The 22339-nt window shown below is 71.6% G+C and carries 19 protein-coding genes; 11 read left to right on the top strand and 8 right to left on the bottom strand.

The genetic code is table 11. The features are described from left to right. Positions 1 to 8: 8 nt before the first annotated feature. Positions 9 to 1841 (bottom strand): glycoside hydrolase family 9 protein, encoded by a 1833-nt coding sequence (locus tag ABZ342_RS06890; RefSeq protein WP_360469593.1) that lies wholly within the window; start codon positions 1839 to 1841, stop codon positions 9 to 11. A 298-nt stretch (positions 1842 to 2139) separates the two neighbouring features. Here ABZ342_RS06890 and ABZ342_RS06885 point away from each other — a divergent pair, with 298 nt between their 5' ends. From ABZ342_RS06885 to ABZ342_RS06860, 6 genes are all read left to right on the top strand, one after another. Continuing rightward, positions 2140 to 3414 (top strand): tetratricopeptide repeat protein, encoded by a 1275-nt coding sequence (locus tag ABZ342_RS06885; protein WP_360469590.1) that lies wholly within the window; start codon positions 2140 to 2142, stop codon positions 3412 to 3414. A gap of 394 nt (positions 3415 to 3808) precedes the next feature. Continuing rightward, positions 3809 to 5827: a M4 family metallopeptidase gene (locus ABZ342_RS06880; RefSeq protein ID WP_360469587.1), complete on the top strand. Its 2019-nt coding sequence runs from the start codon at positions 3809 to 3811 to the stop codon at positions 5825 to 5827. Positions 5828 to 5901: 74 nt separating this feature from the next. Then, the gene (locus ABZ342_RS06875; RefSeq protein WP_360469584.1) at positions 5902 to 7167 is read left to right on the top strand and encodes a helix-turn-helix domain-containing protein; all 1266 of its coding nucleotides are present in this window, start codon (positions 5902 to 5904) and stop codon (positions 7165 to 7167) included. Between the two features lie 314 nt (positions 7168 to 7481). Next, positions 7482 to 9746, top strand: coding sequence for a M4 family metallopeptidase (locus tag ABZ342_RS06870; protein WP_360469582.1), 2265 nt, complete (start codon positions 7482 to 7484; stop codon positions 9744 to 9746). Between the two features lie 83 nt (positions 9747 to 9829). Then, positions 9830 to 11434 carry a M28 family metallopeptidase gene (locus ABZ342_RS06865; protein ID WP_360469579.1) on the top strand — a complete coding sequence of 535 codons (1605 nt, stop codon included), beginning with the start codon at positions 9830 to 9832 and terminating at the stop codon, positions 11432 to 11434. 136 nt (positions 11435 to 11570) lie between these two features. Then, the gene (locus ABZ342_RS06860; RefSeq protein ID WP_360469577.1) at positions 11571 to 12623 is read left to right on the top strand and encodes a chitinase; all 1053 of its coding nucleotides are present in this window, start codon (positions 11571 to 11573) and stop codon (positions 12621 to 12623) included. A gap of 42 nt (positions 12624 to 12665) precedes the next feature. Here the strand turns inward: ABZ342_RS06860 and ABZ342_RS06855 are convergent, their stop codons facing one another. The 3 genes from ABZ342_RS06855 to dapE form a co-directional block, all read right to left on the bottom strand. Next, positions 12666 to 13769, bottom strand: coding sequence for an NADAR family protein (locus ABZ342_RS06855; protein WP_360469575.1), 1104 nt, complete (start codon positions 13767 to 13769; stop codon positions 12666 to 12668). 9 nt (positions 13770 to 13778) lie between these two features. After that, entirely contained in the window at positions 13779 to 14582 is an 804-nt protein-coding gene (locus ABZ342_RS06850) for a DUF3152 domain-containing protein (RefSeq protein ID WP_360469572.1), read from the bottom strand. 143 nt (positions 14583 to 14725) lie between these two features. After that, positions 14726 to 15796, bottom strand: a complete 1071-nt coding sequence (gene dapE, locus ABZ342_RS06845) for a succinyl-diaminopimelate desuccinylase (protein WP_360469569.1) — start codon at positions 15794 to 15796, stop codon at positions 14726 to 14728. Positions 15797 to 15840: 44 nt separating this feature from the next. Here dapE and ABZ342_RS06840 point away from each other — a divergent pair, with 44 nt between their 5' ends. The 4 genes from ABZ342_RS06840 to ABZ342_RS06825 all read left to right on the top strand — a co-directional run bounded on the left by ABZ342_RS06840 (position 15841) and on the right by ABZ342_RS06825 (position 18510). Next, positions 15841 to 16248, top strand: coding sequence for a hypothetical protein (locus ABZ342_RS06840; RefSeq protein WP_360469757.1), 408 nt, complete (start codon positions 15841 to 15843; stop codon positions 16246 to 16248). 95 nt (positions 16249 to 16343) lie between these two features. Then, the gene (dapD, locus tag ABZ342_RS06835) at positions 16344 to 17327 is read left to right on the top strand and encodes a 2,3,4,5-tetrahydropyridine-2,6-dicarboxylate N-succinyltransferase (protein ID WP_155549165.1); all 984 of its coding nucleotides are present in this window, start codon (positions 16344 to 16346) and stop codon (positions 17325 to 17327) included. A gap of 28 nt (positions 17328 to 17355) precedes the next feature. Further along, positions 17356 to 18294: a CHAD domain-containing protein gene (locus ABZ342_RS06830; RefSeq protein ID WP_360469566.1), complete on the top strand. Its 939-nt coding sequence runs from the start codon at positions 17356 to 17358 to the stop codon at positions 18292 to 18294. 39 nt (positions 18295 to 18333) lie between these two features. Next, a complete protein-coding gene (locus ABZ342_RS06825) occupies positions 18334 to 18510 on the top strand; it encodes a hypothetical protein (protein ID WP_285482646.1) in 177 nt (58 codons plus the stop codon). Here ABZ342_RS06825 and ABZ342_RS06820 read toward each other — a convergent pair whose 3' ends face one another. Continuing rightward, positions 18511 to 19917, bottom strand: a complete 1407-nt coding sequence (locus ABZ342_RS06820; protein WP_360469562.1) for an FAD-dependent monooxygenase — start codon at positions 19915 to 19917, stop codon at positions 18511 to 18513. A 44-nt stretch (positions 19918 to 19961) separates the two neighbouring features. On the opposite strand from ABZ342_RS06820, the gene ABZ342_RS06815 reads away from it, so the two are divergent. Continuing rightward, positions 19962 to 20609, top strand: coding sequence for a TetR/AcrR family transcriptional regulator (locus tag ABZ342_RS06815; protein WP_360469559.1), 648 nt, complete (start codon positions 19962 to 19964; stop codon positions 20607 to 20609). Here the strand turns inward: ABZ342_RS06815 and dapC are convergent. The 3 genes from dapC to ABZ342_RS06800 form a co-directional block, all read right to left on the bottom strand. Then, on the bottom strand, positions 20603 to 21694 hold the full coding sequence (gene dapC, locus ABZ342_RS06810; protein WP_360469557.1) for a succinyldiaminopimelate transaminase: 1092 nt from the start codon (positions 21692 to 21694) through the stop codon (positions 20603 to 20605). The two genes, ABZ342_RS06815 and dapC, sit on opposite strands and share 7 nt — an antisense overlap. After that, complete coding sequence (gene fdxA, locus ABZ342_RS06805; RefSeq protein WP_003083029.1) at positions 21691 to 22011, bottom strand: ferredoxin; 321 nt, start codon at positions 22009 to 22011, stop codon at positions 21691 to 21693. The genes dapC and fdxA overlap by 4 nt, the downstream gene beginning before the upstream one ends. Before the next feature lie 113 nt (positions 22012 to 22124). Continuing rightward, positions 22125 to 22307 carry a hypothetical protein gene (locus ABZ342_RS06800; protein ID WP_155549160.1) on the bottom strand — a complete coding sequence of 61 codons (183 nt, stop codon included), beginning with the start codon at positions 22305 to 22307 and terminating at the stop codon, positions 22125 to 22127. Positions 22308 to 22339: the final 32 nt, after the last annotated feature.

Raw genomic sequence — 22339 nt, 5'->3', positions numbered from 1 at the left:
TCCCCATGCTACGGCCTGCCCGCCAGCGAGAATGCCAACGTCGCCGTGGAGGTGAAGTCGATGGCGGGCTCGTTACTGGGCCATGAACTGAGGTCGTCGGCGTAGCGACTTCCCTGGCCGTCGAAGGATTCATACGGACGGGTGCATTCCTTCGCGCCCGCCGGGAAGGGCAGATCGGCGAAGTTGTCCGCTCCGTTGGGGCCGTTGACGACCGCGCCGTACAGCACTTTCGAAGGTCCGGCGAGGTTCGCGGCCTGGTGGTGCGGGCACTGCGGGGACGTCGTCCCGACGCCGACCACGAGCGACACTCCCCACGCGTTCGCGCCGAGCGTGAAGTCTCGCTGTCGCGCGCCGAAGGCCGCGTAGCGGGTGTCGCCGGTGACACGCTGGTAGAGCCGCGCGGTGGCGGCGAAGCCGAAGCTCTTGCTGGCGGCGTCGAAGTCGGTGACGTCGACGGCGGTCCGGAATGGACTCTTCTTCGCCGCCTCGACCCCCGCGTCCAGCTGACGGCGGAGATCCGCGGCCAGCTCGCGGACGCCGAGCGCGGCGCCGGGGACGCCGGTGCGCAGCAGGCCGGCGAGGTCGGCGTGGGCGAGCGCACTGGTGTCGTAGAGGTTCAACGTGCTCGTGTCGTCGCTGCCGATGTAGGCCTTCGCCCACTTCGCCGCGTCGCGGGCCCAGCCGTTCGCGCGGGGGTCTCCGAGGGCTCGCGCCGCGAGCGCCAGCTGCGTCGCACCGAGTTCCAGGTCGTCCTCCCAGGACGACTCCGGGTAGTAGGCGTGCGGGAACGCGCTGACGAGCTCGCCGACGTCCGTCGTCTTGGCCTGGGCGAACACGGCGGCCGCCTCGGCGAGGTAGTGGCGGGCCAGGCGCGGGTCCCGGCGGGCCTGAACCTGCGCGCCGAGCGCGAAGGCGGCGGCGACGCGGCCGGCGAGGTTCGGCGACAGCGGCGCGCCGGCGGGAGCGGCCGGGAACACCGGGCGGTACTTGACGAAGTAGGCGGGGTCGCCAGGCTTGACGTTCAGCGCGTCGTCGTCCTGGGGGTTGCGCCAGACGTCGTGGTCGCCGAGGAAGCCGAACTCCTCGCTGCCGGTGCCGATGCCGACCTGGGCGTAGAGGGTCTTCGTCCGGCCGTCCCACATCTTGTCGAGCCAGTCGAGGCCGAAGCGGACCTCCTTCGCCAGCACCGGGTCGGGGTCGTCGCGGAGTACGAAACCCAGTTCGGCCAGGGAATACGCGGTGTTGGAGGTGAACTTGACGAAGTCGCCGGCGTCGACCCAGCCGCCTTCGACGTCGACCGGGCCGCCCTGGGGTTTCAGCGGTTCGACGATTTCGTCACCGCCCTCGCCTTGGAACTTCGGCTCCGCGTACACGGTCGCCTTCCGGTCCGCGAGGTGCGACGGCCGGCGGTCGAGACGGCCGGGGATGACGTCGTGGCCGTCGCGCTGGGCCTGGAAGAATTCGGTGGTGGCGCGCACGAGCGGGCGGAACAGGCGCCTCGCGGTGTCGATCCGGAACGGCGGCGACGTCGCGCCGGCGGCCTTGACGCGGTAGGTGCCTGGTCGGTCCACAGTGGACAGGTCGAGATCGAACACGTTGTTGTACCGCGCGTTCCAGGCACCGAGACTGGCACCGATGCGTCCCTCACGGACCGTACGGCCGCGTTCGTCGACGACGGTGAACTTCCCCGCGGCGCCGCCGAGCAGGTAGGCGTGCTTCGCCTCGCCCAGCGCGTAGCCGACTTGGTCGACGCGCACCTCGGCCGGGGTCGCCGCCTCGGCGGGCGGCGCGGCGAGGGGCACGGCCAGCGCGGCCGCCGTCGCGAGGGGAAGCAGGCGCATAGTCGCCCTCCACTTTGTTAGGAAAGTTTCCTATTTAGCGAGAGCACGCTATCCCGGCGCGGGCGGGGCGTCAATATGTCCGTTTCCGCGGTCCCGCCGACGACCGCGCCGGGGCATCACGCGTGACTGGGCAGGCATCACGCGTGATTGGGCGGGCATCACGCGTGACTGGGCGGGCATCACGTGTGATGCCTCTCTGATCACGGGTGATGCCTCCGGGGACACACGTGATGCCCGTCCGGGCACGCCCGCGTCTCTGGCGTGACGGCTCCGCGAGGCCATGACCTACCGTGGGGAGATGACCGAACCGCTCGGCGCGCGGATCCGCCGGCTGCGCGCCGAGCGCGGGTGGACTCAGCGCGAGCTGGCCGAGCCGGGGTACGACCGGGGGTTCCTGGCCAAGGTCGAGACCGGCAGCCGGCCGCCGTCGGACGAGATGCTCGCCTACCTGGCGCGACGGCTCGGCCTGAGCGTCGACGACCTGCGGTTCGGCCGCCCTCCCGGCGTCGCCGACGAGCTGCGCGCGTCCCTCGACGAGGGCTATCGCGACCTCGAACAGGGCCGCGTCGCGCTCGCGGAAGAACGGTTCGCCCTCGCCGGGAAGCAGGCGGCGGACTACCGGCTCGACGACGTCGAGTGCTACGCGCGCTTCTGCCTCGCCGAGGTGAAGTGGCAGCTGTTCGACGTCTCGGGCGCGCAGAAGGCCCTCGAACACGCGTCGGAACGGGCCGATGCCGCGCCGCCGTGGCTGCGGGCGATGATCGTGCACCGCTGGTCGGGCTGCCGGTACCTGAGCGGCGACGCCGGCACGGCGATCGCGCGCGTCGAGGAGGCGCTGGCCTCTCCGGAACTCGACCCGGATGCCGAGCTGTGCCTGCTCAGCGCGTTGATCCACCCGCTGATGGAGATGGGCGGGCTGCACCGGGCCCAGCGCGCGGCCCTTTCCGGCGTGCGCCTGACCCGCGTGGCCACCCGGCCGGACTTCGTCGCGCGGTTCCACCGGCAGGCGTCGCAGGTGTGGCAGGCGACGGGGCAGTCCGCCCGGGCGGAACAGGACCTCATCGAGGCGTGCCGCCTGTTCGCGTCGGTGGGTTTCGACCGCGACGCGGCCCGCTGCCGCTGGGCTCGCGGGTACCTGCTGCGCCGGCTGGGCCGCCTGGACGAGGCCCGCGCGGAGCTGACGTCGGCCCGCGACCAGCTGGCGGCGATCGGCGCGGAGGAAGGCGTCGCGGGCGCGACCCTGGAGCTGGCCGAGGTCCGCCTCCGCCAGGGCGCCCCCGCCGAAGCGGCGTCGCTGGTCTCGGAAGTCTGGCCGCTGCTGGCCCGCGACGTCGAGTCCCTCGGCGAGGCGACGGGCCTGCTGGGCCAGGTCGCGCAGTCCCGCGACGACCTTCCCGAGGCCACCCGCCTCCTGCGCGAGGCGGCGGAGATCCAGACCCGCGCGTCCCTGCACGGCGCGGCGGTCTCGACGTCCCTGCGCCTCGGCGACGTCCTCCGACAACGTGGTCATCTCGACGAAGCCATCAAGGCCTACCAGCGCGGCCTCGACTCCGCCGCCGGCACCGACTCCTGACCGTGTTGACCCTCTGATCACGCGTGTCGACCCTCCAGACACACGTGTCGACCCCCTGATCACGCCGACCACCGGGCTGTGCGTGATCGAAGGGTCAACTCGCGTGATTGGGGAGTCGACACGCGTGATTGAGGGGTCGACACGGCGGACCTGCGCGTGCGGTGGTCCGGGTGGGGGAAGTTTCCTACCAAAGTCTGGTGAATTGGTTCAGACCAGTCGCCAAGACCCCGTTTTCCTGGGGTTTGCCGGGAACCGGCGTGATCTTGACCGGCCAGCACTGGGCCGTTCGGCCCATTGACCCGCTGACGAGCGGAACCTTTACTCGGACGCGTCCGGCGCAATAACAGCAGTTATTCCGCCGGGCACACTCCCCGTGTCCCCGGAAAGGTTCCCCATGAGATCCCCACGAGGGCTGGCGGCGATCGCCGGCCTCGCCCTGACCTTCGCAGCGGTGCCGGCGATCCCGGCCACCGCGCATGCCCAGCCACAAGCCGTCCCGCCCGAGGCGCTCGCCGCCCGCGCCGCCGACCAGGCCGCCCTCACCGGCGCCGACCGGCTCGCCAAGGGCGCCGCGGAGGCCTTCGTCCGCACCGGGGTCACCCCGGGTGGCGGCGGGCTCTACTACGCCTCCTACCAGCGCACCTACCACGGCCTGCCGGTCGTCGGCGGGGACGCGGTCGTCGTCGCCGACGGCGCCGGGCGCGTCCGCGGCACCGAAGCCGCCCACACCGCGCCGATCGCCGTGAACACGCAAGCCGCGCTCAAAGCCGAGCAGGCCACCAAGATCGCCGCGGCCAAGGTGTCCACAGTAGACACCGCCACCACGCCGAAGCTCGTCGTCCTCGCCGGAGACGCACCGAAGCTCGCCTACGAGGTCGTGGTCAGCGGCCGCGACCACGGCAAACCCACCAAGCTGCACGTCTTCGTCGACAGCACCACCGGCAAGGTCCTCGACACCCGCGACGACGTCCGCGAAGCCGGCACCGGCAACTCCTACTACGCCGGGACCGTCTCGATCGACACGTCCGGCTCCGGCAGCTCCTACTCGATGACCGACCCGGGCCGCCGCGGCATCGCCTGCGGCCGCGAGGGCGGCGCGATCTTCACCAAGAACACGAACACCTGGGGCAACGGCTCCGGCACCGACCTCGAAACCGGCTGCGTCGACACGCTCTACAGCGTCCAGACCGAGTGGAAGATGCTCGGCGAGTGGCTGGGCCGCAACGGCATCGACGGCGCCGGCGGCGGCTTCCGCGCCAGCGTCGGCCTCAACGACGTCAACGCCTACTGGGACGGCTCCTCGACCCACTTCGGGCACTCGCAGGACAACCGCCGCCAGGCGACGCCGATGGACGTCGTCGGCCACGAGTACGGGCACGCGATCTTCCAGACGACCCCGGGTGGCGCCGGTTCCGGCAACGAGAACGGCGGGCTCAACGAGTCCACCGGTGACATCTTCGGCGCCCTGACCGAGTACTACGCCAACAACCCGAAGGACACCCCGGACTTCAGCGTCGGCGAGGGCGTCAACCTCGTCGGCCAGGGCCCGATCCGCTACATGGACAACCCGTCGAAGGTCGGCGACCCGAACTGCTACTCGGCGTCGATTCCCAGCACCGAGGTGCACGCCGCCGCCGGCCCGCAGAACCACTGGTTCTACCTCCTCTCGCAAGGCAGCGGCGCCAGCCCGACGTGCAACAACAGCACCGTCACCGGGGTCGGCATCCAGAAGGCCGGCAAGATCTTCTACAACGGCCTCCTCAAGAAGACGTCGTCGTGGAACCACAAGGCCGCCCGCAAGGCGACCCTCGAAGCCGCGATCGCGCTCTTCCCGGGCAGCTGCACCGAGTTCACCGCCACCAAGGCCGCCTGGGACGCGGTGAGCGTGACGGCCGTCAGCGGTGAGCCGACCTGCAGCGGCCAGCCGCCGGCCGGCAACGACTACTCGCTGACGCTCTCCCCGGCGTCCGCGTCCGTCCAACCGGGACAGACGGCGACGACCACGGTGACCACCCGGATCACGCAAGGTAGCGCCCAGACCGTCGCGCTGCAGGCGACCGGTCTCCCCGAAGGCGCCAAGGCCACCTTCAGCCCGGCGAGCGTCCAGTCCGGCGGCACGTCGACGCTGACCATCACCACCTCGGCGACCACGCCGCAGGGCACCAGCCAGGTGACGGTCACCGGCGACGGCACCGACGCCGACCACACCGCGCAGTTCTCGCTCACCGTCGGCACCGGCACCCCGCCGACCGGCTGCGACGGTATCGCCGAGTGGGACTCCGCGAAGGCGTACGTGCCCAACGACGTCGTCGGCCACAACGGTCACAAGTGGACGTCGCTGTGGTACTCGACCGGTGCCGAGCCCGGCGCGCCCGGCTCGTGGGCCGTGTGGAGCGACGCCGGCGCCTGCTGATCCCGGTCGCGCGGCGGCGGGCGACTCCCCCGCCGCCGCGCGGCCTACCCTGAACCGGTGGAAGGGCGACCCGAGTGAGCGAGAGCGTCGGCGAACGCCTGCGTGAGCTGCGCACCGAGCGCGGGCTCACGCAGCGCGAACTGGCCGGGCCGCAGTACTCCGCGGCGTACGTGTCGTCGGTCGAAACCGGCGCGCGGACGCCGTCGGGCGACGCGCTGCGGTTCTTCGCCCAGCAGCTGGGCATCGACCCGGACGAGCTGCTCGGCGGCAGCTCACCCCGGGAGCTGCTCGAGCTCGACCTCGAGCTGATCGAGACGGCGGACCGGTTCCTGTCCGGCGACGCCCGCCGCGCGACCCCGCGGATGCAGCGGATCCGGCGCCACGCCGAACGCCTGGACCGGCCGCGGCAGGCGGGCATCGCCCTGCTGTGGCTGGCCGGGTACTCCTCCGGCGACATCCGCACGAAGTACGTCGCGGAGGCCGAGACGACGTTGTCGGGCGAGCCGCCGCCGGTCCGCGCGATGGTCGTCCCGCTGCGCGCGGCGGTGCTGAGCGACTGGGGCGAGGCGCAGTATTCCTTGCACCTGCTGGAAACCTGCCACGCGGAGCTGCTGCGCGACGGGTACCCGCAGCCGTCGATGCTGCTGACGCTGCGGGCGTGCCTCGCCGAGCGGCACCTGCGCCAGGGCGACCTGGAGCGGGCCGCGGAGTACGCCGAGGCGGCCCTGCGGCTCACCCGGGGCGGCCCGGCGGTGCTGGCCGAGCTGACCCGCAGCCACGTCGAGGTGTGCCGCAGCCACCTGGCGGCCGACCGGTTCGCCGACGCGGCGGCGTCGGTCGCCGCGGCGTACGACCTGATGCAGGAACGGGCCCTGCACCCGGCGATGGCGCACTGCCTGCTGGCCAGGGCCCGCGTCCGCGGCCGCGCGGGCGACGTCGAAGGCGCGCTGGCCGACCTCGGCGCGGCGCGGGAGACGGCCTGGCCCGACGACGTCCCGGCGATCACGGTCGAGCTGGCGTCGGAGTACCTGGCGGCGGGCCGGCTGGAGACGGCGGGCACGCTGCTCGACCAGGTCCGCCCGGCCGTCGTGGCGGGCACGCCGCTGGCCGCGGAACTCCGGTTGCAGCTGGGGTCACTGGCCCGCGCCCGCGGTGACGCGCGCGGCGCGGCGGAGTACCTGCGGGCGGCGGTCGAGCTGGCCACCGGGCTCGGCGCGCGGGGTGTGCTGGTGCGGGCCCTGCGGCCGCTGAGCGAGCTGCTGGGCGAGACCGGGCGGCAGGAAGAAGCCGCGAACGTGCTGCGGAACGGGCTGCTCGCGTTGGGCGCCGAAGCCGACTGACATCGTTTTCTTAAGCAGTACTAACGATTCCCGTTGATCGAGATCTTCCGGCGTTCGGATGGTGTCCGGGACAGTCCCTACGAAAGTCGTTCCGGTGCGAAATGCGTCGAGAATCCCCAGCACCGGCGGGGTTTGTACGAATTGACCGCCGAATCCGGAACGCGGCATTGGTCCGTTCGGCGCATTGACGCCCCGATCCGCTGATCCTTTACTCGGATGCGTCCGGACGCATACCTGGTGTTAGCACGCCGGACACGTCCCCCTTTTCCCCGCACCGCACCCCATCGTCCTGCCTTCGTGGAAGGAAGACCTCGATGACCCATCGTGGGTTCAGAACGGGCTTGGCGGCCGCCGCCGGGCTCGCCATGACACTCGCGCTGCCGGTAGCCCCGGCCAGCGCGGCTCCCCAGGCACAACCCGCCGCACCCGACGTCGCGGCCGCCCGCGCCGCCGACCAGGCCGCGGCTTCCGGACTGGACGCGCTCAAGCGCGGACCGGCGGAATCGTTCCAGCGCATCGGGCTCACCGCCGGTGGCGGCGGCCTGTTCTACGGCGCCTACCAGCGGACCTACCAGGGCCTGCGGGTCGTGGGCGGGGACGCGGTCGTCGTCGCCGACGGCGCCGGGCGCGTCCGCGGCACCAGCGCCGCCGAGACCGCGGCCATCACCGTCGGGACCCAGGCCGCGCTCGACGCCGCGAAGGCCGCGGCCACCGCGCGCGCCCAACTGCCCACTGTGGACAGTGTGAGCACGCCGGAGAAGGTCGTGCTGGCCGGGGCGACCCCGAAGCTGGCCTACGAGGTCGTCGTCGCCGGGCGCACCGCGACCGCGCCGAGCAACCTGCACGTGTTCGTCGACGCCGCCACCGGCGCGGTGCTCGACAAGCGCGACGACGTCAAGACGTTCGCCTCCGGGGCCAGGACCCAGGCCCAGCCGAACACGGTGAACGTCGCCGGTACGGGCAACAGCTACTACGTCGGCAACGTCTCCATCGACACGACGCAGTCCGGCAGCACCTACACGATGCGCGACCCGGGCCGCACCGGCATCAGCTGCGGCCGCGAAGGCGGTTCCGTCTACAGCGGCACCGACAACGCCTGGGGCAACGGCACCGGCACGGACCTCGAGACCGCCTGCGTCGACACGCTCTTCGGCGTGCAGACCGAGTGGAAGATGCTCGCCGACTGGCTGGGCCGCAACGGCATCAACGGCAGCGGCACCGGCTACCCGGCGTCCGTCGGCCTGAGCGACGTCAACGCCTACTGGAACGGCTCCTCGACGCACTTCGGCCACTCGCAGGACAACCAGCGCCAGGCCACCTCGATGGACGTCGTCGGCCACGAGTTCGGCCACGGCATCTTCCAGTTCACCCCGGGCGGTGCCGGTTCCGGCAACGAGAACGGCGGGATGAACGAGTCGACCGGTGACATCTTCGGCGCGCTGACCGAGGCCTACGCCAACAACCCGAAGGACGTCCCGGACTACCAGGTCGGCGAGGGTGTCAACCTGGTCGGCCAGGGCCCGATCCGCTACATGTACCAGCCGTCGCTGGTCGGCGACCCGAACTGCTACTCGTCGTCGATCCCGAGCACCGAGGTGCACGCCGCGGCCGGCCCGCAGAACCACTGGTTCTACCTGCTCGCCGAGGGCTCCGCGCCCGGCGGCGGCAAGCCGAACAGCCCGACGTGCAACAACTCCAGCGTCACCGGCGTCGGCATCCAGAAGGCCGGCAAGATCTTCTACAACGGCCTGCTGAAGAAGACCTCGTCGTGGAACCACAAGGCCGCCCGCAAGGCGACCCTCGAAGCCGCGATCGCGCTCTTCCCGGGCAGCTGCACCGAGTACAACGCCACCAAGGCCGCGTGGGACGCCGTCTCCGTCACCACCGCGACCGGCGAGCCCACCTCGTGCAGCGGTGGCGGTCCGGACTTCTCCGTCGCGCTGAACCCGGCCTCGGGTTCCGTGCAACCGGGCGCCTCGGCGACCACCACGATCAGCACCGCGATCACCTCCGGCGCGGCGCAGTCGGTCACGCTGTCCGCCTCGGGCCTCCCGGCCGGCGCGACCGCGACGTTCAGCCCGGCGACCATCCAGTCCGGCGGCAGCTCGACGCTGACGATCGCGACGACGTCGTCGACGCCGACCGGCAGCTTCCCGATCACCATCACCGCCGACGGGGCCAGCACCGACCACACGGCGCAGTACACGCTGTCGGTCGGGACCACAGGCTCGTGCGCCGCGGTGACCAACTCGACCCGGCTGGACATCCCGGACTACCCGGGCGCCGCGGTCAGCAGCCCCAGCACCGTGACCGGCTGCGCGCGCAACGCGTCGTCGACCACCAAGGTCGAGGTGCACATCACCCACACCTACAGCGGTGACCTGGTCCTCGACCTGGTCGCGCCGGACGGCACCGCCTACCGGCTGAAGAACTCGTCCTCGTCGTCGACCCCGAACATCAACACCACGTACACCGTGAACGCTTCTTCGGAAGCCGCGAACGGCGCGTGGCAGCTCCGCATCCGAGACGTCGGCCCCGCCGACACCGGTTACCTGTCCTCCTGGACGTTGACCGTGTAGCAGTTCCCCACCCGTGAAGGCCGCACCAGCCCGGTGCGGCCTTCACGGCCGTTCTCCCAACCCCCACCGAAGGAATCACCGCCATGAAGTGGAAGAGCAAGATCGGCGCCGGGGTCACCGCCCTGGCCGCCGTCCTGGGTGTCGTGACGGCCCCGGCGGCCACCGCCGCGCCCGCCACGACGCTCGCCGCGCCGGACATCTCCCTGGCCAACATCAAGACCCACCTCAACCAGCTGCAGACGATCGCCAACAACAACGGCGGCACGCGCTCGGCGCGCGGCGGCGGGTACGCGGCGTCGGTGTCCTATGTGGAGAACCTGCTGAAGAACGCGGGTTTCACCACGACGCGCCAGACGTGCACCAGCTGCCTCGGGCAGTCGCAGAACCTGATCGCGGAGTGGCCGCAGGGTGACGCGAGCCAGGTCATCATGCTCGGCGCGCACCTCGACAGCGTCAGCGCCGGCCCCGGCATCAACGACAACGGCTCCGGCAGCGCGTCGATCCTCGAGACCGCGCTGACGCTGGCCCGCACCAACCCGGCGATGGCCAAGCGCGTCCGGTTCGCCTGGTGGGCCGACGAGGAGTCCGGCCTGGTCGGCTCGAAGTACTACGTCAACAACCTGCCGAGCGCCGAGCGCACGAAGATCAAGACCTACCTCAACTTCGACATGATCGGTTCGAAGAACTGGGGTTACTTCGTCTACGACGACGTCGCTTCGGTCAAGGCGATCTTCGACGAGTACTTCTCGTCGATCGGCATCCAGACCGAGGGCGACAGCGAAGGCGACGGCCGCTCCGACCACGCGTCGTTCAAGAGCGCGGGCATCCCGGTCGGCGGCCTGGCCACCGGCGCCGGCGACATCAAGAGCTCGGCGCAGGCCCAGAAGTGGGGCGGCACCGCGGGTGCGGCGTTCGACAACTGCTACCACCGCGCGTGCGACACGACGGCGAACATCCCGGACACCCCGCTGGAGAAGAACTCCGACGCGATCGGCTACGCGCTCTGGAAGCTGGCCGTCGCCACGACGCAGGGCAACGACTTCTCGGTGAGCCTGAACCCGACCGCCGGAACCGTCCAACCGGGACAGTCGCTGCAGGTCGCGGTGAGCACCGCGACGACGTCCGGCAGCGCGCAGTCCATCTCGCTGTCGGCTTCGGGCCTGCCCGCGGGCGCGACGGCGTCGTTCAGCCCGGCGACCGTCCAGTCGGGCGGTTCTTCGACGCTGACGATCACGACGTCTTCAAGCACTCCGACCGGCAGTTTCCCGGTGACCGTGACCGCCGACGGCGCCAGCGTCGACCACACGGCGTCGTTCACCCTCGGGGTCGGGACGTCCTCGTGCGGCCCGGTGACCAACGGGACCCGGCTGGACATCCCGGATTACCCCGGTGCCGCGGTGAACAGCACGGCGACCGTCGGCGGCTGCGCGCGCAACGCGTCCGGCACCACCAAGGTCGAGGTGCACATCACCCACACCTACCGCGGTGACCTGGTCATCGACCTCGTCGCCCCGGACGGCACGGCGTACCGGCTGAAGAACTCCAGCAGCGACTCGACGCCGAACCTCGACACCACCTACACCGTCAACGCCTCCTCGGAGGCCGCGAACGGGGCCTGGCAGCTGCGGCTGCGGGACGTCGGCCCGGCCGACACCGGTTACCTGTCCTCCTGGACGCTGACCGTCTGACCCCTCGGCCTGGGGCGCCTCTCACCGGGCGCCCCAGGTTGTCTAGACCACCCGTTCGTAGGTAGTCAGCGCTTTCCCCGGTTCCCTATCGTGGACGAACACGCCGCGTTCGCCCTCAACGACGATGGGAGCCGGTATGTCCGGTCGCAGAACCCGCCTGTTCGGAACCCTTCTGGCAGCGGCTTTGGCCGTCCCGCTGCTCGTGTCGGCCCCCGCGCAGGGGGCGGTGCAGGCCGACACGTGCGCGGTGAAATCCCGGCCTGCCGGCAAGGTCCTCCAGGGGTACTGGGAAAACTGGGACGGCGCCGCGAACGGCGTCCACCCCGGAATGGGCTGGGTGCCGATCACCGACACACGCATGGCCCAGCACGGCTACAACGTCATCAACGCCGCCTTCCCGGTGATCCGGTCCGACGGGACCGTGTTGTGGGAGAACGGGATGGACGCCGGCGTCAAGGTGTCGACGCCCGCCGAGATGTGCGCGGCGAAGGCCGCGGGCGCGACGCTCCTGATGTCGATCGGCGGCGCGGCGGCCGGGATCGACCTGTCGTCGTCCGCGGTGGCCGACAAGTTCGTCGCGACGGTCGTGCCGATCCTGAAGGCGTACAACTTCGACGGGATCGACATCGACATCGAGACCGGGCTGACCGGCAGCGGCAACATCAAGACACTCTCGACGTCCCAGTCGAACCTGATCCGGATCATCGACGGCGTGCTGGCGAAGATGCCGTCGAACTTCGGGCTGACGATGGCGCCGGAGACCGCGTACGTCACCGGCGGCAGCATCACCTACGGCTCGATCTGGGGCGCGTACCTGCCGATCATCAAGAAGTACGCGGACAACGGCCGGCTGTGGTGGCTGAACATGCAGTACTACAACGGATCGATGTACGGCTGCTCCGGCGACTCGTACCAGGCCGGGACCGTGCAGGGCTTCACCGTGCAGACGCAGTGCCTGAACAACGGCCTGGTGGTGCAGGGCACGACGATCCGCGTCCCGTACGACAAGCAGGTCCCGGGGTTGCCCGCCCAGCCCGGCGCGGGCGGCGGCTACATGTCGCCGAGCCTGGTTTCCCAGGCGTGGCGGTCGGTTCCGGGGCTGAAGGGCCTGATGGACTGGTCGATCAACTGGGACGGCTCGAAGGGCTGGACCTTCGGCGACAACGTCAAGTCGTTGCAGGGCCGCTAGGAGTCGCACCGGCCCGGACTCGTTCCGGGCCGGTGGTCCCGGTCAGCGTCCCGCGAGCTCCGACCGCACCAGCTCCAGCAGGCGCCCCACCCAGTTGGCGCCGCCGGAGCTCCAGTACCGCGAACCCCAATCGCCGTAGAGCAGCCGGGCGTCACCGGTTTCCCGCAGCCGCTGCGCCATCGCCGGATGCCGGTCGAACTTGTCCCGCAGGAGCGCGGCCAGCACCCCGAGCCGCACCGCGGACCAGCCGTCCCGGCGGGGTGCCCGCTCGGCGAGGATCCGGGCTTCGCGGCCGAGCTCGACGGCGGCGATCCGATCGTGCCAGGCGGCGTCGTCGGTGGACAGCGCCCAGTAGGCGTGCATGACCGTCCGGTACTCCCGGCCGTCGTGCACAACCGGTGCCGGGTAGTCGATCTGCAACACCTCGGGGCCCGGTGGCTCCGGCCAGCCGGTCGGGTAGACCCCGACGCCGATCCGCAGCGGGATCGCGCCCGGTGTCTCCGGCCCGTCCGCGGCGTTCCGCTGCCGCGACTCGGCGACACCGCGCTCGCTGCGGCGGAAGTACTCCAGCGCCCACTCCTGCTTCTCCGGCGTCACGGTGATCGTGCGGTCGGGGTCCCGGGCGGGGATCGTCTCGCCCACCTCGGCCAGCAGGATCCGCACCGGCACGTCGTTCTGGTCCATGTCGCCGAGCAGGTAGATCCGCCGGTGTTCGGGCACCGCGTGGTACCGCTCGCGGACGATCTCCAGGGTGGCGGGGCTCGGCTCGGCGGCATACGCGAGAAGCGCGTCCCAGCAGCGGCCGGAGGAATCCGGCCGGTCGTTGAGCCGGTCCACCTCGTCGGCGAGGTCCGCGATGAGGAGTTCGGGCGTCAGCCAGGACTCCAGCCGCGCGGTGCCGGCGGCGGTGCCGTTCACGATGACCTTCGCGTCCTCGGGTGGGGTCAGAGTCAGGGTGCCGTCGGCGAACGCGGTGCGAAGGCCGTCGAAGTCGGTCGTCCCCCACCGCCAGGCGACGACGCCGTCGGCGTAGACGGCGAGCGTGGTCAGGATGCAGCTGTCGGGTTCGTTGACGAAGATCAGGCGTTGCCGCCCCTGAACGACGTCGTCCTCGACGCGACGCCAGGTCGGAGTGGTGTCCGGCATGCGGCAAGCCTAGGAGTCGCCGGCCGGGATCGGGTCGTTGTACTCGCCGGACGGGCCGGCGTACTCGCGGCCGTTGGGGAACGGCCAGGGGTTCGGGACGCAGCCGTGCAGCCCGAGCGTCTGCTGCTCCATCACCGGCGCCGGCCGGCCCGCGCCCGGGCACAGCTCGTGGCCGTGGCCGAGCCGGTGCCCGGTCTCGTGGGTGACCATGTACTGCCGGTAGACGTCGAGCGGGGCACCGTAGTTCGGGACGGCGTTGGCCCAGCGGGCGACGTTGAGCACGACGTTGCTGCCGTTGCGGCAGGAGGTGTAGCTGTCCGCCGTGCCGCCGCAGAGCTTGTCGCGGCTGGCCGGCGTCGCCAGGTAGATGGTGAAGTCGGCGGGGTCCTCGGGCCCGACCTCCTGCAGCCGCCACTCGCCGCCGCCGGTCCAGCCGCGCGGGTCGCCGAGGATGCCGCGGATGGCCTTGGCGAACGCGGCCGGCCCGACGCCGTCGATGTCGGTCTCGAGGGCGATCCGGTAGCGCATGAGCTTGCCCTGGGTGCCGGCCACCTCGTCGCTGCCGGGGGTGAACATCCACTGGCCGGAGCCGGTCCGCGGGAAGGTGATCCGCTGCGCGGCCTGCGTCACCGGCTGCTGCTGTTGCGGCTGTTCGGCGGGCGGCGGCGGCAGCGAGGTGGCATCCCCGATGGCGGTGACGATCGGCCCGGCCGCCGGCGCGGCGACGGGCTGCTGTTCACAGGCGGTCAGCGCACCGACGACCGCCAGGGCCAGCGCGGCAACGGCCGCGGCCCGTCTCGCGGTTTTCGGCATGGGTCCTCCCGAACATGCGGCTTCACCAGGGAATACGGCTCCCGCCGGGGAAAAGTTGCACGGTTCGGGTTCCGGTTCGCGCACCAGGGTGTCACCGCAGCTCAGCCCACGCGAGTGTGACAGTCGCCACTGAGCCGGCCCACTCAGGACAGGAACTTGCGCAGGACCTCGGTCACCTGACGGATCTCCGCCGTGTGGACGTTCTCCTGCTTCGTGTGGGCCAGCGTCGGGTTGCCCGGGCCGAAGTTCACCGCCGGCATCCCCAACGCCGCGAAACGCGCCACGTCCGTCCAGCCCAGCTTCGCCGCCGCGTGGCCGCCCGCCGCCGCCACCAGCTCCGCCGCCGCCGGGGCCGACAAGCCCGGCAGGGCTCCCGGTGACATGTCCACAACGGACAGTTCGTAGCCGTCGAAAACCTCGCGCACGTGGCGTTCCGCCGTCTCCGGGGTGCGGTCGGGTGCGAAGCGGAAGTTCACCGTCAGCACGGCCGAGTCCGGGACGACGTTGCCCGCGACGCCGCCGCCGATCTTCGTCGCCTGCAGGCCTTCGCGGTAGGTCAGCCCGTCGATGTCGACGACGCGCGGCGCGTACTCCGCCAGCCGCCGCATCGGCTCGGCCAGCGCGTGGATCGCGTTCTCCCCCATCCACGCCCGCGCCGTGTGCGCGCGCCTGCCGGTGGTCCGCAGCTCGACGCGCATCGTGCCCTGGCAGCCCGCCTCGATCACGCCGTTCGACGGCTCGCCGACGATCGCCAGGTCGCCGGCCAGCCACTCCGGCAGCTCGCGCTCGATCCGGCCGAGGCCGTTCTTGACCGCCTCGACCTCTTCGTTGTCGTAGAAGACGAACGTGATGTCGTGCCGGGGCGAGGACAGGGTCGCGGCGAGGTGCAGGAACACCGCGTCGCCGCTCTTCATGTCGACCGTGCCGAGGCCGTGCAGGACCTCGTCGGCGCCGGTGCCTTCGCGCCGCGAAGGCAGATTTCCGTTTTCCGGCACGGTGTCCAGGTGCCCGGCGAGCACGACCCGTGCCGGGCGGCCGAGGTTCGTGCGCGCGAGGACGGCGTCGCCGTTGCGGATCACCTCGAGGTGCGGCGCCTGCTTCTCCAGCGCTTCACGCACCAGCGTCGCCAGCGCGGCCTCGGATCCGGACACGCTGAAGACGTCCACCAAGGCCGCGGTCAGGTCGACGGGGTCGGCGCGCAGGTCGAGGCTCATGCCCGGCACGCTACCGTGAGGGTGTGCGTAGGTTCCCGGTCGCCGTGGGCGGCGCGTTGCTGGTCCTGGTCCTGTCCGGCTGCGGAAACGAAGCCGGCCCGACCCCCAAGCAGGGCGGCGAGCCGGGGCCGGACGCGCTCCCGACGAAGCTGGACGCGCTGACCGCCGACCAGTGCTACGCCAGCCCGCGCACCCAGCTGCCGAAGGGCTGTGAGAAGTACGTCACGGAGGTCGCCAACGTGCCGGGCACGGCCCGCAAGCGCGCGGACGACCGCGACCCGCAGCTGGTCGCCGAAGCGGACAAGCTCGACCAGGCGATCAAGTCGTTCCGGAGCGCGGGCTGCACGACCGTGCCCGACGCGGGCGGCCCCTGCACCCAGGCGCTGGTCGACGTCGCCGCCGCTCTCGACGGCCTGAAGAAGCAGGTAGCCGCCCGGCCCACGAGTGGTTGACGCGCGTCACCCCCGGTCTTCCGGGGGTTCAGGGGGCTTGCGCCCGGCTGGGGTCTGGGGCTTGGCCCCAGAGGTTACGGACTACCGTGAGGGCCGTGAGCGAGCAGAGCCCGAACCCCGAAACGACCGGCGCCAGCGGCGTCGGGCTGGCCACCGTCGCGACCGACGGGACGGTCCTCGACACCTGGTACCCGCACCCGAAGCTGATCGAGACCGGGTCCCCCGGCACCGAGCGCCTGAGCACCGAAGAGGCCACCGAGCTGCTCGGCGAAGCCGCCGCGGCGCTGCTCGGCCCGGACACCGACCGCGGGGTCGAGGTCGTCGCCGTCCGCACCACGATCGGCAAGCTGGCCGACGCGCCCGCGGACACCCACGACATGTACCTGCGGCTGCACCTGCTCTCGCACCGGCTGGTCCGCCCGCACGGCCAGAACCTCGACGGGATGTTCGGCCTGCTCGCGAACGTCGTGTGGACCAACCACGGCCCGTGCCCGGTCGAGGGCTTCGAGACGACGCGGCTGCGGCTGCGCTCGCGCGGCGCGGTGACCGTTTACAGCGTCGACAAGTTCCCGCGGATGGTCGACTACGTGCTGCCGTCCGGCGTCCGGATCGGCGACGCGGACCGCGTGCGGCTCGGCGCGCACCTGGCGTCCGGCACGACCGTGATGCACGAGGGCTTCGTGAACTTCAACGCCGGCACGCTCGGCGCGTCGATGGTCGAGGGCCGGATCTCGGCCGGCGTCGTGGTCGGCGACGGCTCGGACGTCGGCGGCGGCGCGTCGATCATGGGCACGCTGTCGGGCGGCGGCAAGGAGACGATCTCGCTGGGCGAGCGCTGCCTGATCGGCGCGAACGGCGGCGTCGGGATCTCGCTGGGCGACGACACGGTCGTCGAGGCCGGGCTGTACGTGACGGCGGGGACGAAGGTCGTCGTCGACGGCAAGGTCGTCAAGGCCCGCGAGCTCAACGGCGTCTCGGGCGCGGTCTTCCGCCGCAACTCGGCGACCGGCGCGGTCGAGGTCGTGCCGCGGACGGGGTCCGGCGTCGAGCTGAACTCGATGCTGCACGCCAACGACTGAGCGGCGGAATTCACTTAGTATTCATGGTGTGACCACCGAATCGTTGCCTCGTACCCCGGCCGAACTGGGTCTGCCGGAGCTCCCGGTCGAGGCGCGCCCGGCTGATCCGGCGGCCCACCACGTGCGGGCCAAGCTCGACCGGGAGATCCGCGCGCTGCTCGCGTACGAACCCGGCACGCGCTCGGGCGCCGATCCCGAGGACCTGCACCAGATGCGCGTCGCCCTGCGGCGGATGCGCAGCGTGCTGAAGCTGTCCGGCGCGCTGGTCGGGGACGGCGCCGAGCCGGTGCGCGCGGAGCTGGGCTGGCTCGGGCAGTCGCTCGGCGAGGTGCGCGACTACGACGTCCTGATCGGGCACCTGCGCGAGGTCATCGCCGACTTCGAGGTCCGAGACCAGGCCGCCGGGCGCCGGCTGGTGTCCCGCTTCGTCACCGAGCGCGCCACGGCGAAACGGCGGCTGACCCGGGCGTTGTCCAGTGCCCGCTACTCGACGCTGCTGCGGGAGGTCAGCCTGCTGACCCGCGACCGGGAGGCCGCCGCCGAGGTGGCGGAGCGGTCGCACGACCTGGTCGCCGGGCTGGCGAAGCCGCACCGGAAGCTCGCGAAGGCCGTCCGCGCGCTGCCCGCCGACCCGCCGGACGACGACCTGCACGCCCTGCGCATCCACGGCAAGAAGCTCCGGTACGCCGCCGAGCTGGCCCAGACGTCGGCGAAGAAGAAGCGGGCCAAGCGGATCAAGCAGCTGATCAAGGCGACGCGGAACTTCCAGACCGTGCTCGGCGACCACCAGGACGCGGTGATCGCGGCCGAGCGGATGCGCACGGTGCTGGACACGGCCGACGGCGAGGTCGGCTTCGTCGCCGGCCGGATCGCCGAGCGCGAGCTGGGCCGCCGCGCCGAGGCCCGCGCGGCTTGGCGCGCCTCCTGGGCCGCGGTCGACGACGCCGCGAAGGCCCTCCACGCCTGACCACCCCCGCAGCCCGGCCGCCGACCGTAAGCTCGGCTGATGGAGACCGCGCTGACCCTCGCCATCGGCGGAGTGGTCCTGCTGCTCCTGATCGTCCTCACGATCGGCGTCCTGGCCGGTCGCCGGGTGCGGCGCGGGCGGAAGCTCGGCCGCTACCCCTACCGCGCCAAGCCGAACGGCACCTACGACAACTCCACGCACAGCGGGATGTCGTGATCAGGCGATCGACCAGACGTACCCGTCGGGCCGGATGAGCACCTGCCGGCCGTCCTCGGCCTCGTACGCCGCGTACGCGTGGCCACCGTCGTCGACCAGGTCCGCACCCGTCGCGACGCTCCCCGCGGGCAGGATCCGGTAGCCCTCCGCCGGGCCGTCGCCGAAGGTCAGCGACGTCGCGTGCGGGCCGCGGAACAGCTCGAACAGCCGCACGCGCTTGCCGTTCGCGTCGAGCAGTGGCGCGTCCGGGGCGCGGTCGCCGGGACGCAGCGCACCGGTGCCGGCCGGGGACAGCGGGCCGCCGCGGTAGCTGATGTCCAGCTGCTGGGTGTCCTCGCCGCGCCGGTGGGCGTCCTCGTCGCCGTCGACGTACTTCTGCATCAGCTCCGTCGAGATGCCGAGCACGCGCGCCGCGTTCGTCCGGCGCTCGGCCTCGTAGCTGTCGATCAGCTCGGGTGCGCCGTCGGCGAGCTTCCAGCCCAGGTTGTAGCCGTCTCCGACGCCGGTGTTCAGGCCCTGGCCCCCGGTCGGCGGGTGGACGTGCGCCGCGTCGCCGGCCAGGAAGACCCGGCCGTCGCGGAACCGCTCGGCCAGCCGGACGTTCGGCCGCCACACCGTCGACCAGGCCAGGTCGGACAGCTTGACGGTGCCGCCGCTGAGGGCGTCGAGCCGGGCCTGGACCGCGGGCAACGCCGTCTCGGCGTCCAGCTCACCGTCGCCGAGCGGCGCACCGAACTGGAACCACGGCGTGCCCGGCAGCGGGCTGAACATCATGCCGCTCATCGGGTCTTCCGGCGTCGCGAACCAGTGGCCGTACGCGCGGTCCAGCCCCTCCGCGTGGACGTCGCCGAGCAGCATCCGGATCGACTCGTCGGTGCTGCCTTGGAACGCGATCCCCAGCGTCTTGCGGACGAAGCTCTTGCCGCCGTCGGCGCCGGCCAGGTACTCGGCGCGGACGGTCTCCCCCGTGCTCAGCGTGGCCGTGACGCCGTCGGCGTCCTGCTCGAAGCCGGTCAGCGCGGTGCTCAGCTCGACGTGCACGCCGAACTCGGCCAGCCGGTCGCGCAGGATGCCCTCGGTCTGCGACTGGCCGAGGAACCAGCCGGTCGGGTACGGCTTCGCCGGCGTCGGCTCGACCGGGTCGAACATCATCCGCTCGCCGACGACCTCGCCGCCGAGGTGGATCTTCATCGGCACCGGCGCGGCCCCCGCGGCCAGCACCGCGTCGAGCACGCCGAGGTCCTCGAAGATCTCCAGCGTGCGCGGCTGGAGCCCATCGCCGCGCGAGCCCACGAAATACGTCTCGGCCTTGTCGATGATCCGCACGGCGACGTCGCGCCGGGCCAGCTCGATGGCCAGCGTCAGCCCGGTCGGCCCCGCCCCCGCGATCAGCACCCGAGTGTCCATCTCGTCCTCCCAGTGAATTGTGATTCAGTGAATCTGGATTCAGAATGACACTGCTAGCGTCCGGCGTCAAGGAGGTGGCGGTGAACCGCAAGGAGAAGGCCGCGGAGACGGAGTCCGCGCTGAAGGAGGCGGCCCGGCGCGTGTTCGCGCGGAAGGGCTACCTGAACACGAAGATCACGGACATCACCGCCGAGGCGGGCCGGGCCGCGGGGTCGTTCTACAACCACTTCCCCGGCAAGGAAGAGCTGCTCGAAGCGCTCCTGGCCGATATCGCGACGTCCGGCGACGAGAGCGCGCTGACCGAGGGGCACCTGTCGGACTTCAGCGACCCGGCGGCGGTGCGCTGGCACGTGGCGCAGTACTGGGACTTCTACAAGGAGCACGCGCCGACGATGCAGGCGCTGCGCCAGGCGGCGATGGTCAACGACGCGTTCGCCCGGACGCTGGCGAGCTTCGGCGCCACTCAGGGCGCGGATCTCAACGGCCACCTCGCCCACGTGACGGCGGCCGGGATGCGGCTGCCGGCCAGCACCGAGCTGACGATCGCGATGATGTACCAGCTCGTCGACAGCTTCGCGCAGATGTGGCTGCTCGACCCGGCGCCGGCGGGGTGGACGCCGCCGACCGACGAAGAGGCGATCGAAGCGCTCACCCGGTTCGTCTACCGCGGCTTCACGGGCCGGGACTACTGACTCAAGCGCTCCACGGCAGCGTCGACGCGCTCGTCCGTCGCGGTCAACGCGACCCGGACGTGCTTGCCGCCGGTCGGGCCGTAGAACGTTCCTGGAGCCACCAGGATCCCGCGGTCGGCCAGCCACTCAACCGTCGCCGTCGCAGGCTCGTCGCGGGTTGCCCAGAGGTACAGGCCCGCCTCGGAGTGGTCGATCTGGAAACCGTTGTCCTGCAACGCCTTCCGCAGCGACAGCCGACGCCGGGCATAACGCTCGCGCTGAGCGGCCAGCGCCTCGTCGTCGGTCAGGGCGGCGACCATCGCCTCCTGGACCGGGCGGGGCACGATCATGCCCGCGTGCTTGCGGATCTCGAGCAGCTGCGCGATCAGCCGGGGGTCACCGGTCAGGAAGCCCGCGCGGTAGCTGGCGAGGTTCGCCGACTTGGACAGCGAGTGCACCGCGATCAGGCCGTCGGTACTGCCGCCGCACACGTCCGGGTGCAGCACCGACAACGGCGAAGTCTCCCAGCCCAGCGCCAGGTAGCACTCGTCGGAGACCACCACGACGTCGCGCTCGCGGGCCCACTCGACGACCTTGCGCAGGTGCTCCACCGGGAGCACGCGACCCGTCGGGTTGGAGGGCGAATTCAGCCAGATCATCGCCGGCCGCTGCGGGCCGAGCGCGACCGTGCTGTCGGCACGCAGGATCGACGCGCCCGCGAGCAGCGCCCCCACCTCGTACGTCGGGTAGGCCAGCTCCGGGATGACGACGAGGTCGCCGGGACCGAAGCCGAGCAGGCGCGGCAGCCAGGCCACGGCCTCCTTCGACCCGATCGTCGGGAGCACCGCGTCCGGCTCGATGCCGGTGACACCGTGCCGGCGGCCGAGGGCGGCGATGGCCGCCGCGCGCAGGGCCGGGATGCCGTGCGTCGTCGGGTAGCCCGGGATCTCCGACACCGACGCGAGCGCGTCGCGGATGCCGGCCGGGACCGGGTCGACGGGCGTGCCGATGGAGAGGTCGACCATCCCGCCGGGGTGCGCGCTCGCCGTGGCCTTGACCTCGGCGAGCGAATCCCAGGGGAAGTCGGGCAGCGCGACCCGGCTCATTCGCCCTGCGGGGGCAGCGCCTTGATGAACGCCGGGTCGTGCGCGGTCTTGCCCACCTTGGAGGCGCCGCCGGGCGAGCCCAGCTCGTCGAAGAAGTCGACGTTGGCCTTGGTGTAGTCCGACCAGTTGTCCGGGACGTCGTCCTCGTAGTAGATCGCCTCGACCGGGCAGACCGGCTCGCAGGCGCCGCAGTCGACGCACTCGTCCGGGTGGATGTACAGCATCCGCTCGCCCTCGTAGATGCAGTCCACGGGGCACTCGTCGATACACGCCTTGTCGAGCACGTCGACGCAGGGCTCGGCGATCACGTAGGTCACTGCGCACTCCTGCTTTTCTCTGCAAACAGCCAGTCGTGGCCGACACTACGCGGTTCGGCCACCCGTTCGGTTGGTGAGGCAAGCCTTAGCCATACCCCGGGTATGGCGCGTGCTCACCTCTCCCGGCGGCGCGGGGGCGGGGTGGCCCGGGCGTCGCCGGTGATGACGAAGCGCGGCTTGGGTGCCTCGCCGGCGTCACTTTCGGTCTTCTTCTCCCCCACGGCGCGGTTGAACCCCTCGGAGATCTCGTCGACGAGCTTCTCGTTGTGCCGCTCATCCTTGCGCTGGATGCCCACGGCCACCTCCTCGGGAAAATCCGCTCCGCGCC

Source organism: Amycolatopsis sp. NPDC005961 (assembly GCF_040629235.1).
Taxonomy (GTDB): Bacteria; Actinomycetota; Actinomycetes; order Mycobacteriales; family Pseudonocardiaceae; genus Amycolatopsis; species Amycolatopsis camponoti.
This window is presented reverse-complemented; position numbering and strand designations above follow the sequence as displayed.

Bases quoted from the DNA above. Each gene is read 5' to 3' on its own strand.
- dapE (WP_360469569.1), bottom strand. From the start codon at position 15,796: ATGAGCCTCGACCTGCGCGCCGACCCCGTCGACCTGACCGCGGCCTTG.
- dapC (WP_360469557.1), bottom strand. From the start codon at position 21,694: ATGAGCCGGGTCGCGCTGCCCGACTTCCCCTGGGATTCGCTCGCCGAG.
- ABZ342_RS06865 (WP_360469579.1), top strand. From the start codon at position 9,830: ATGAAGTGGAAGAGCAAGATCGGCGCCGGGGTCACCGCCCTGGCCGCC.
- ABZ342_RS06860 (WP_360469577.1), top strand. From the start codon at position 11,571: ATGTCCGGTCGCAGAACCCGCCTGTTCGGAACCCTTCTGGCAGCGGCT.
- ABZ342_RS06855 (WP_360469575.1), bottom strand. From the start codon at position 13,769: ATGCCGGACACCACTCCGACCTGGCGTCGCGTCGAGGACGACGTCGTT.
- ABZ342_RS06885 (WP_360469590.1), top strand. From the start codon at position 2,140: ATGACCGAACCGCTCGGCGCGCGGATCCGCCGGCTGCGCGCCGAGCGC.
- ABZ342_RS06815 (WP_360469559.1), top strand. From the start codon at position 19,962: ATGACACTGCTAGCGTCCGGCGTCAAGGAGGTGGCGGTGAACCGCAAG.
- ABZ342_RS06850 (WP_360469572.1), bottom strand. From the start codon at position 14,582: ATGCCGAAAACCGCGAGACGGGCCGCGGCCGTTGCCGCGCTGGCCCTG.
- ABZ342_RS06890 (WP_360469593.1), bottom strand. From the start codon at position 1,841: ATGCGCCTGCTTCCCCTCGCGACGGCGGCCGCGCTGGCCGTGCCCCTC.
- ABZ342_RS06870 (WP_360469582.1), top strand. From the start codon at position 7,482: ATGACCCATCGTGGGTTCAGAACGGGCTTGGCGGCCGCCGCCGGGCTC.
- ABZ342_RS06825 (WP_285482646.1), top strand. From the start codon at position 18,334: ATGGAGACCGCGCTGACCCTCGCCATCGGCGGAGTGGTCCTGCTGCTC.
- ABZ342_RS06820 (WP_360469562.1), bottom strand. From the start codon at position 19,917: ATGGACACTCGGGTGCTGATCGCGGGGGCGGGGCCGACCGGGCTGACG.
- ABZ342_RS06880 (WP_360469587.1), top strand. From the start codon at position 3,809: ATGAGATCCCCACGAGGGCTGGCGGCGATCGCCGGCCTCGCCCTGACC.